Below are 1,249 nucleotides of genomic sequence, written 5' to 3' on the forward strand. Positions count from 1 at the left end.
AAGAAGTAGTCGGTATCTCGATACCCATACCCCATTCGCTTGATTAGCTTTATCTTGTTGTTTATCCCTTCTAGGGTGCAGGTGTTTAGCGGATAACTTGCCGATGCGATAATACCGTGAAGATAAGGACTCAGTTTTCGTGCGAACTCTTTCAATGGCTTAATTCCACTCTCTTGTACTTGTGCCCACCAAGCCTCCCAGAGCCCTTTAGCATGTGCTTCTGATTCACAATACCAAAGCTCTTTGAGCTGTGCCCCGAGTATATAAGTGGTCATTAAGTCCTTATTGATATTCAATATTTCTGTAAGATAGCTGTCTTGCCGTGGATTTAAGTTGCCTCTATTTTTCAACAACACCCAGCGTGAGCGCTTGACCCATTGCCTCGCTTTTTTATCTTGCTTGAGTTTGTTGGCTTGGTCGACTCTGACTCTATCCATTACCTCACGACCGAACTTAGCAACAACATGGAATAAGTCGTAAACGATTTTGGCGTTCGGGCAGTGCGCTTGAACTTCAAGGTCAAAAGCCGTATTCATGTCCATCGCGACCGCTTCGATATTATTGCCATGCTTGCCTAACAGCTCGAAGAACGGTCGTATGTCCTTGCGGCTACGGCCTAACCCTATCCAAATAACTTGGTGAGTCTTAGCGTCAGCAATGACCGTGGCATACCGATGTCCTTTAAAGATAGCGAACTCATCCATGACGAGTTGCCTTAGCCCCTCCCATTTCACTGACGGTACCACTTGGCGAAGTCGGCGTTTATCTATCTCTTTAATGGTGTGCCAATGTACGCTTGTTAACTGGGAGATATGCTTAATGGGAAGAAGAGGCAGCAGTTGTTCTATATAACTTTTTAAGCGCTTCGTGATGCGAGCATAAGGCTCTAACCAAGATAGAGACTCTGTTTTTATGCCGCAGTCACGACACTTGATTCTTCGTGTTTGAACGGAAAGTTCAACAGGAACACCGAGCAACATGGCCTCTTTTACATGACGCCATTGATACTCATGAATAGCCTCGGCCTCGAGACCACAAAGGCACTTAGCCTCAGAGTTAGGTTTAAGAGTCAGGGTAATAAGTGATGCTGTCTGGTGAGACTTTACTATTTGAAAGCCTTCCCAGAATGAAGATAGGAAAGTATGATTCGGCATGAAAACGGTAGTTTGTGTATGATTTTTGTTTGGCGACTAAACCATATCACTTACTACCGTTTTTGTTTTTAGTTCCCGCTAATCCGCGATGAACC

Annotated in this window: 1 protein-coding gene; it reads right to left on the minus strand. The window is 44.7% G+C overall.

Translation table 11 applies throughout. The annotated features are described in order from the left end of the window. Positions 1 to 1,154: ISL3 family transposase (locus tag AB4167_RS06060; RefSeq protein ID WP_372136287.1), on the minus strand; the 1,154-nt coding region annotated here is incomplete at its 3' end. Positions 1,155 to 1,249: the final 95 nt, after the last annotated feature.

It is taken from the genome of Vibrio sp. 10N.286.49.E11 (assembly GCF_041469505.1).
Taxonomy (GTDB): domain Bacteria; phylum Pseudomonadota; class Gammaproteobacteria; order Enterobacterales; family Vibrionaceae; genus Vibrio; species Vibrio crassostreae_C.